The organism is Corallococcus sp. AS-1-6 (assembly GCF_020037015.1).
Lineage (GTDB): Bacteria > Myxococcota > Myxococcia > Myxococcales > Myxococcaceae > Corallococcus.
Genome location: NZ_JAIQDE010000013.1, coordinates 255,011 through 262,813 on the forward strand (window position 1 = coordinate 255,011; position 7,803 = coordinate 262,813).

6 protein-coding genes are annotated in these 7,803 nt (G+C 69.0%); 5 read left to right on the plus strand and 1 reads right to left on the minus strand.

Features of this window, described 5'->3' with window-relative positions; genetic code table 11:
* From K8612_RS20185 to K8612_RS20195, 3 genes are all read left to right on the plus strand, one after another.
* The gene (locus tag K8612_RS20185; RefSeq protein ID WP_223763481.1) at nucleotides 1-1,548 is read left to right on the plus strand and encodes an FAD-dependent oxidoreductase; all 1,548 of its coding nucleotides are present in this window, start codon (nucleotides 1-3) and stop codon (nucleotides 1,546-1,548) included.
* Nucleotides 1,538-2,644, plus strand: a complete 1,107-nt coding sequence (locus K8612_RS20190; RefSeq protein WP_223763482.1) for an alpha/beta fold hydrolase — start codon at nucleotides 1,538-1,540, stop codon at nucleotides 2,642-2,644. The genes K8612_RS20185 and K8612_RS20190 overlap by 11 nt, the downstream gene beginning before the upstream one ends.
* A gap of 131 nt (nucleotides 2,645-2,775) precedes the next feature.
* The gene (locus K8612_RS20195) at nucleotides 2,776-3,684 is read left to right on the plus strand and encodes an NADP-dependent oxidoreductase (protein ID WP_223763483.1); all 909 of its coding nucleotides are present in this window, start codon (nucleotides 2,776-2,778) and stop codon (nucleotides 3,682-3,684) included.
* Nucleotides 3,685-3,694: 10 nt separating this feature from the next.
* On the opposite strand, the gene K8612_RS20200 is transcribed toward K8612_RS20195, so the two are convergent.
* Entirely contained in the window at nucleotides 3,695-5,311 is a 1,617-nt protein-coding gene (locus K8612_RS20200) for an RluA family pseudouridine synthase (RefSeq protein WP_223763484.1), read from the minus strand.
* A gap of 217 nt (nucleotides 5,312-5,528) precedes the next feature.
* Here K8612_RS20200 and K8612_RS20205 point away from each other — a divergent pair, with 217 nt between their 5' ends.
* The gene (locus K8612_RS20205) at nucleotides 5,529-6,410 is read left to right on the plus strand and encodes a hypothetical protein (RefSeq protein WP_223763485.1); all 882 of its coding nucleotides are present in this window, start codon (nucleotides 5,529-5,531) and stop codon (nucleotides 6,408-6,410) included.
* Between the two features lie 383 nt (nucleotides 6,411-6,793).
* Nucleotides 6,794-7,801: an SLATT domain-containing protein gene (locus K8612_RS20210; RefSeq protein WP_223741710.1), complete on the plus strand. Its 1,008-nt coding sequence runs from the start codon at nucleotides 6,794-6,796 to the stop codon at nucleotides 7,799-7,801.
* Nucleotides 7,802-7,803: the final 2 nt, after the last annotated feature.

The following is a 7,803-nucleotide window of genomic DNA, read 5'->3' on the forward strand; positions in this document are numbered from 1 at the left end:
ATGGGCATGGCGAAGAAGTACGACGTGGTGGTGGTGGGCTCCGGCTTCGGCGGCTCCATCACCGCGCTCCGGCTGGCGCAGGCGGGCAGGTCCGTGGCGGTGCTGGAGCGGGGCCGCCGGTACAACCCGGGCCAGTTCCCCCGGGACGTCACCCGCGCGGATGAGCTGCTCTGGCGCCACCCCCTCCGCCCGGAGGCGCGCGGGCTCTACGACGTGCGCTTCCTGTCCGGCATCGGCACGGTGACGGCGAGCGGCGTGGGCGGCGGGTCGCTCGTCTACGCCAACATCCACGTGCGGCCGGACCCCATCGTCTTCGACCACCCGCGCTGGCCTCGGGGCTTCAGCCGCGAGGCCCTGGACCCCTACTACGACAAGGTGGCGCGCGAGCTGGACGTGAAGCCGTTCCCCGCGTCCGAGCCGCTGCGGAAGCGCGACCTGTTCCAGCAGGCCGCCCGGCGCATGGGCCGCCAGACCTTCGACCCGGACGAGGCCGTCTCCTGGACGGAGCCCTCCGCCCCGGGCCGCAAGGCGTGTCAGCGCTGCTCGGAGTGCGAGTTCGGCTGCCAGTACGGCGCGAAGAACACCCTGGACCTCACCTACCTGGCGCGAGCGGAGAAGCTGGGCGCCACGGTGTGGCCGGGCCTGTCCGTGTCCCACGTGCAGCGCGTGGCGGGCGGCTACCGGGTGCACTTCAAGGACCTGACCACCGGTGAGAAGTCGTCCGTGGAGGGCAGCCGCGTGGTGCTGTCCGCCGGGTCGCTGGGCACGGTGGAGATATTGCTGCGCAGCCGCGACCGGGCCCGCACGCTGCCGCTGGTGAGCGACTGGCTGGGCAGGGGCTACTCCGGCAACGGCGACTTCCTGGGCTCGCTGCACGGCAGCCGCGAGGAGATCCTCCCGTGGGAGGGGCCGGACGTGGCCACGGTGATGCGCTTCTTCGACGCCGCGCCGCGCTTCACGATGGTGACGGCCACGTTCAACCGGCCGGCCACGGAGGTGCTCGCGGGGCTGGGGCAGCCGAGGCTGGGCCTGCTGGGCGGCGTGGGGGCCCCGCTGTGGCCGAAGCTGTGGCCGCTGCTGCACGGCGCGTTCGCCAAGGGGCTGTTCAACAAGCCGCTGGGCACCGGCGTGGACGCGGCGCGCACGAGCAACCTCTTCGCCATCGGCCAGGACAATGCCAATGGGCACATGGTGCTCAAGGGCGACCGGCTGGACATCGAATGGGATTACGCCAACGAGAACGTGGCGCTGGTGAACCGCATGACGGCGGCGATGCAGGAGCTGGCCTCGCAGTATGGCGGGACGTTCGCGCCGCTCATCACGTGGGAGCTGTTCCGCCGGCCGTTCACGGTGCACTCGCTGGGCGGGGCGCACCTGGCGGAGTCCCCGGCCCGGGGCGTCGTGTCGACGGAGGGCGAAGTGTTCAACTACCCCGGACTCTACGTGGCGGATGGCTCGGTCATCCCCACATCCATCGGTTTCCATCCGGTGATGACCCTCAGCGCGGTGGCCGAGCGCATCGCGGAGGCGGTGGCCCATGGCTTTTGATTACCGAAGCAGCGCGGCGGTGTCCCGGACGCGCTCCCAGGACGTGACGCTCCAGGGACTGCCTCTGGCGGAGCGGTACGACTTCCTCGCGGGCGACGGCGTGCCCCTGAAGCTCACCCGCTACGTGGGCGGCACGAAGGGGCCGGTGCTGCTGGTGCACGGCGCGGGCGTGTGGAGCGGCATGTTCATGCTGCCCACGCTGAAGGAGAACTTCGTCCAGTACCTGGTGCGCCACGGCTACGACACGTGGCTGCTGGACTGGCGCGCCAGCGTGCAACTGCCCCTGCGCCAGTTCACGCTGGACGACGCGGCGGACCACGACATGCCCGCGGCGGTGCGGCGCATCCGTGAAATCACCGGCGCGGAGTCGGTGCAGGCGGTGGTGCACTGCGCGGGGTCCGCGGCGTTCTTCATGTCCATGGCCGCGGGCCACCTGCCGGACGTGCGCACCGTGGTGGCGTCGCAGGTGGCGCTGCACCACCACACGCCGGCCTCCACGCGCTTCAAGGCGCTGCTGCGGGTGCCGGAGCTGCTGGACGCGGGGCTGGACTCGCTCACGCCGGATGAGGCGTCCCGCACGCCGCTGTTCCAGGCGGCCTTCACGAAGGTGTCCAGCTTCCTGCGGATGGAGTGCGACAGTCCGGTGTGCCACCGGCTGTCGTTCATGTACGGCCGGCTGTACCGGCACGCGCGCCTCAACGCGGAGACGCACGCGCGGCTGGAGGAGCAGTTCGGCCGGTGCAACCTGCTGACGTTCCGGCACCTGGGGCAGATGTCTCGCGGCGGCCACGCGGTGAAGTTCGACTTCGGCCGCGCGGAGAACCTGCGGCGCTACGGGCAGGCCCGGCCGCCGGACTACCTGGACCCGGAGCCCTTCCAGCGGCCCATCACGTTCGTCTCCAGCGAGCAGAACCGCACGTACCTGCCGTCCTCCACGGAGCGCACCTTCCAGTGGCTGCGCGAGGCGAACGGCGCGCGCTGGTACCAGCGCCGCATGCTGCCGGGCTACGGCCACCTGGACACCTTCATGGGCAGCACCTCCGCGGACGACACGTACCCGGTGCTGCGCGAGGCGCTGGAGTTCCAGCCCCGCTGACCGGCCGCCGCCGTCCAGGGGAGCAGGAGGCGGAGCGACCGGTCGCCGACGATGGCGGCCCCTTCGCCGGTGCTTACCGTTGGGCCGACGTTGGAAGTCTCTTCCCTCGCTCGGTGGACGTGGAGGCCCGGATGAAAGCGGTCGTGCTGAAAGGCTATGGAGACGTGGACGTGCTCGCGGTGCAGGACATGCCCGAGCCGAAGGTGGGGCCGGGCGAGGTGAAGGTCCGCGTCACCGCCGCGAGCATCAACCCGGTGGACTGGAAGATCCGCCGCGGGGACATGAAGGGGCGGATGGACCTGAAGTTCCCGGTGGCCATCCTCGGGCGAGACGTGGCCGGTGAGGTCGTGGAGGTCGGCACGGGCGTGGAGGCCTTCGAGCCGGGCGACCGCGTGATGGGCCTGGTGACCGCGGGCTACGCGGAGACGGTGGTCGCGCCCACGGAGGCCTGGGCGAAGGTGCCCGAAAACCTGGACCTGAAGGACGCCGCCGCGCTGCCGCTGGTGGCGCTGACGGGCACGCAGCTCATCGAGGAGCACGTGCAGCCCTCGCAGGGGGACACGGTGCTCATCACGGGCGCGCTGGGCGCGGTGGGGCGCTCGGCCGTCTTCGCGGCGCGGGCGCGGGGCGCGCGCATCTGGGCGGGCGTGCGCAAGAGGCAGGTGGAGGAGGCCCGGAAGCTGGGCGTGGACGGCGTCGTCGCGCTGGATGATCCGAAGGACGTCGCGAAGCTGCCCACGCTGGACGCGGTGGCGGACACGGTGGGCGGTGAGGCCGTGGCGGCGGTGCTCGGCAAGGTGAAGCACGGCGGGACGGTGGGCACCGTGGTGGGCGAGCCGAAGGGCGCGAAGGAGAAGGGCCTCGTCGTGCGCAGCTTCCTGGCCCATCCGGATGCGCACCGGCTCGCGCAGCTCGCCGTGAGCGCGGCGAAGGGCGACCTGGTGATTCCCATCAGCCGGACCTTCAAGCTGGACGACGCGCGCGAGGCCCAGAAGGTCGCGGAGCAGGGCGGCGTGGGCAAGGTGCTGCTCGTCAACTGACGCGGGCGTTTCAGAACGGGGCGGCGCGGGTGAAGGACACGCGCTGCCCCGTCGCCGGATGCACGAAGGACAGCGTTTCGGCGTGCAGGTGCAGGCGCAGGCCCGCGTGTCCGTACAGCGGGTCTCCCACGATGGGCGCGCCCAGGCCCTGGGGATGCGCCGCGTGGACGCGGAGCTGGTGCGTGCGGCCGGTGCGCGGATGGAAGGCCACGCGCGTGTGGCTCGCCGCGCGGTGGAGGACCTCCCAGTCGGTGACCGCGGGCTTGCCGTGGACGGGGTCCACGATCTGCCGGGGGCGGTCGTCCAGGTCCACGCGCAAGGGCAGGGTGATGGTGCCCGCATCGCCGCGCACGGGACCGTCGATGAGCGCCACGTAGCGCTTGGCCACGTCGCGGTGGAGGAACTGGCGTTGAAGCGACGCGTGCGTGCGGCTGTCCAGCGCGGCGACGAGCAACCCGGACGTGTCCAGGTCCAGCCGGTGCGCGAGCAGCGGCCCCGTGGCGTGGGGGTAGCGCGCGCGCAGGCGGGTGAGCACGGAGTCCAGGAGGGAGGCCTCCCGGCCCGGCACGGACAGCAGGCCACACGGTTTGTCGATGACGACGAGCCACGCGTCCTCGAAGACGATGGAGAGCTCCGGCGTGGGCGCGGGCGGCGGGACGAAGAGGCGCGGCGCGGAGACCTCCAGGCCCTCCAGCATGAAGGGGAGCAGGGGGCCGCACTTGTCCCGGCACGCCGGGTAGAAGGCGCCCTGGATGCGGCCACCGGACGCGGGCGGCGTGCCCCACCAGAACTCCGCGAGCGCCACGGGCTGGAGTCCGTGCGCGAAGGCATGGGCGAGCAGCTTCGCGCCCGCGCAGTCGCCCGCGCCGGAGGGGGGCTCCGCGCCGCCGTAGAGCGAGCGCAGGGGGCGGGTTTCGCCCCGGGCGTTGGTGATGGCGTAGGTGTCGTGGAACTGCTTCATGAAGCCGCGTGAGACGATGCGGCGCAGGCGGTCCAGCGCGCGCACGCGGCGCTCCGCCTTCGCGCGGGCAGGGGCGAGGATGCGCCGGGCCTCTTCCTGCGCCGCGTCCCAGCGGCGCTTCTCCGCCTTGTCGCCCCGGCTCTCCTGGTCGAGCGCGTGCAGTGCCTGGGCGCGCTCCGCATCCGTGAGCGCGGATGGGGGCGAGGCTTGCGGCGACTGTGGCTCTTCGCCCAGAGAACCCGTGCGTAAGGGCATGGCCAGGATGGCCGCCCGGCGTTCGTGACGTTGGCGGCGCCGGGCGTCGTGGCGCAGGCGCATGGCTTCGCGCTCCGTGGCCTCACGGGACTGGCGGGCGTCATCGTCCTCGCGCAGGCGGCGCAGTTCCTCGGAGGTGCTCCAGGCTTCGGCGCGGGCCATCAGGGACTTCACCGTGGCGTCCGCCACGGGTTCCACGCGGGCACGTGCCTCGCGGTCGAAGATGGGCGGCACGAAGCCCGGCACGTCCCAGCGCCCCGCGAGCATCGCGGAGAAGGCTCTCAGCACGCCGAAGGTTCCATCCGGCTTCCGCACCACGAGCACGCCGAACATCTTTCCGCCGTCAGGCCCCTGGAGGATGGAGCTCGGGAGCCCCGGCGCGATGAGCCCTTCACGAAGTGCGGCCTGCATCGACTCCGCGGCCCGGCGTGCGAGTGCGTGCGGGCCCAACGCGTCGAAGGGGCTCGGGAACGCTGCTGGAACTTCATCCGCCCGGGGCGCCGGTTCGAGTGCGGTGAGATGCGGGGCCACGGCGCCGGAGTAGCACGAAATCGCACGCGGGCCGCATCGGTCGTGAAGGCCTGGCGGGCAGGCTGGCTGCCATTGCATGGCCATGTCAGGATTCCGGGTGCGACTCATGCTCATGCACCCTTCATTCGCGATGCTGCTCCCACGCCTCCGGGGCGCCGTGCTCCTGGCGATCCTCGCCACGACCCCGGCGGCGGCTGAAGCGCCAGCGTCCTCCTCGCTCCCCAGCAAGGTCAGCCAGGACGCATGTCCACCGGCGCTGCGCGTCGTGGTGGATCCCCAGGAGCTGAAGAAGCAGGTGCGCGCCGCGAAGACGACCGCCGGCTTGCGGAAGCTCCTCCTCCCGCTGGGATTGGACTCCCCGTGGGAGCGGCAGGAGTGCCTGAAGGAGGAGGGACCGGCGTCCGCGCAGCTCGACGTCTTCCGTGCGCGCATCCTGTCCGCGGACGCGCAGGACTTCGTCCTCCAGGTCCGGGGACAGGTGTGTGACGGAATGAAGCTGCTGACCGGGGTGGTGCTTCATCCGCTCAGCGGCAAGAACAGCTTCTGCGCCACCCCGATGGGTTTCCTGCCGGGCGTGGTGGAGAGCCAGGCCTTCCGCGTCGTGTTTTCCTTCGAGAACCTCACCGATCCGGTGCGGCAGGTCTTCCGTGTCGAGGAGACCGACGCGGACTCGCGCAACGAATACCAGACGCTGTCGTACTGGGAAGCGCAGGAGGGCTCCTTGCGGTCTATCTTCACCATCGAGTCGGGAAGCCACATGGGCTTCGTCCATGGCTCGACCGAGGTGAAGGTCACCCCGGTGGGCGATGCGTTCCCACGCTTTCTCCAGATCAAGGAGTCCAGCCGGGACTGCGGCAAGTTCATCGACATGCCCTCGGGCGAGAGTGTCTATGAGTCCGGTTGCACGGACGCCGAGAACGAGGTGCGCATGTGCTACCGCAAGTCACCCGGTGCATCCGGGGGCTACGACAAGTGCTAGGCCTATGATCGGGTGAATTCCGTGGGTTGGTGATGGAGTTTCACTCGGGCCTTCGGCACGGTGAATCGCCAGCGAATCCGGAGTTGGTGGCGGTTTGCCAACTTTTGCCATTCCTGGGTTTCGCATCGGGGTTTCCAGTATGGGTGATAGGTGGTCTTTCGTCGGCCACATCATCGCGCGGCTATTCCACTAGCAGCCATACCTCTTCCAGCCCTCCTAAAGGTAGTGGCGCACCGCGGAGGCAACAGTGGGGGGCACGCAAGGCGACTCCCGGCGCTCGCCTCGGCAACCGCCTGTTCGAACCGCTGCTGATGGCTGTTCATTCCGCCGGTGCAATGGGGTGCTTATGGTTCATCCAAAAGGCTGTAGTCACGGATGCCTCAATGGGCGAGCAGCATGGGGCACTGGAGGGAATGATGGCAAAGAACCTTGAAACGACACAGTCGAAGCCACCGGAATGGAGGCCTGACAACCTTCAGGCTTCGCTCGACCGACTGTACGCCTGGGTGGATGAACAGACGAGCTCGGTCGTTCGCTGGTATTACGAAAACAAGGCATGGAAGTCGATCGCTTCTCGCTCCCTGCGATTGCTGGCAATCGTCTTCGGGGCAGCGGGCGCCCTGATCCCGATGTGCTCAATAATAATAGGCGGAGATGAACATCAGACGTTGATGGTGAATCAAGTCGGATACATTGTGCTTGGTCTTGCCGCGCTCTGCATTGCGCTCGATCGATTTTACGGATACTCGACAGGCTGGATGAGATACATCCATACCGCACTCATGATCGAAGGATTACAGGAGACGTTCCGCCTGGAATGGTCGAAACTCAGGGCGGAGCAAGGCACCCAGTCGATCGACACGGCACGACTTGAGAGGTTTGTGGCGCTCATTCAGAGGTTGGTTGTTGCGGTGCGGGCACATGTGCAGAAGGAGACGGAAGACTGGATGGCCGAATTCCAATCGAGCCTCGTTCAACTGGAGCAGGAGACTGCACATGCCTGGGAGGGGGCGCACGCGGAGGCGCGCAAGAATGCCGAAGCGATCGAGGCCGTGAGGCTCGCCGAAAGCGAGGAGCAGCGCCCTGGTGCTATCCAGATAACTATCGTGGGCAATGGAGCCTTCGATGAGGGGCTGCAAGTGGAACTCGATGGCAAGCCGCACCTCGACCACGTAACGGGCACGACGTGTGGCATCGCCAAAGTTCCTCCTGGGCTTCACGAGGTGGCGCTGGCAGGGCTTGTGAGCGGAAAATGGAGGCTCGCTTCGAAAGTAGTCGCCGTCGAGCCGAACCAGTTGGCGACCGTCTCGTTGGAACTAGTACCACTTAGTCGGTTGTTGAAGCCGCCGGTCGATCATGATCTACGGTCGCGATGGACCGGCGGACGCTGAAG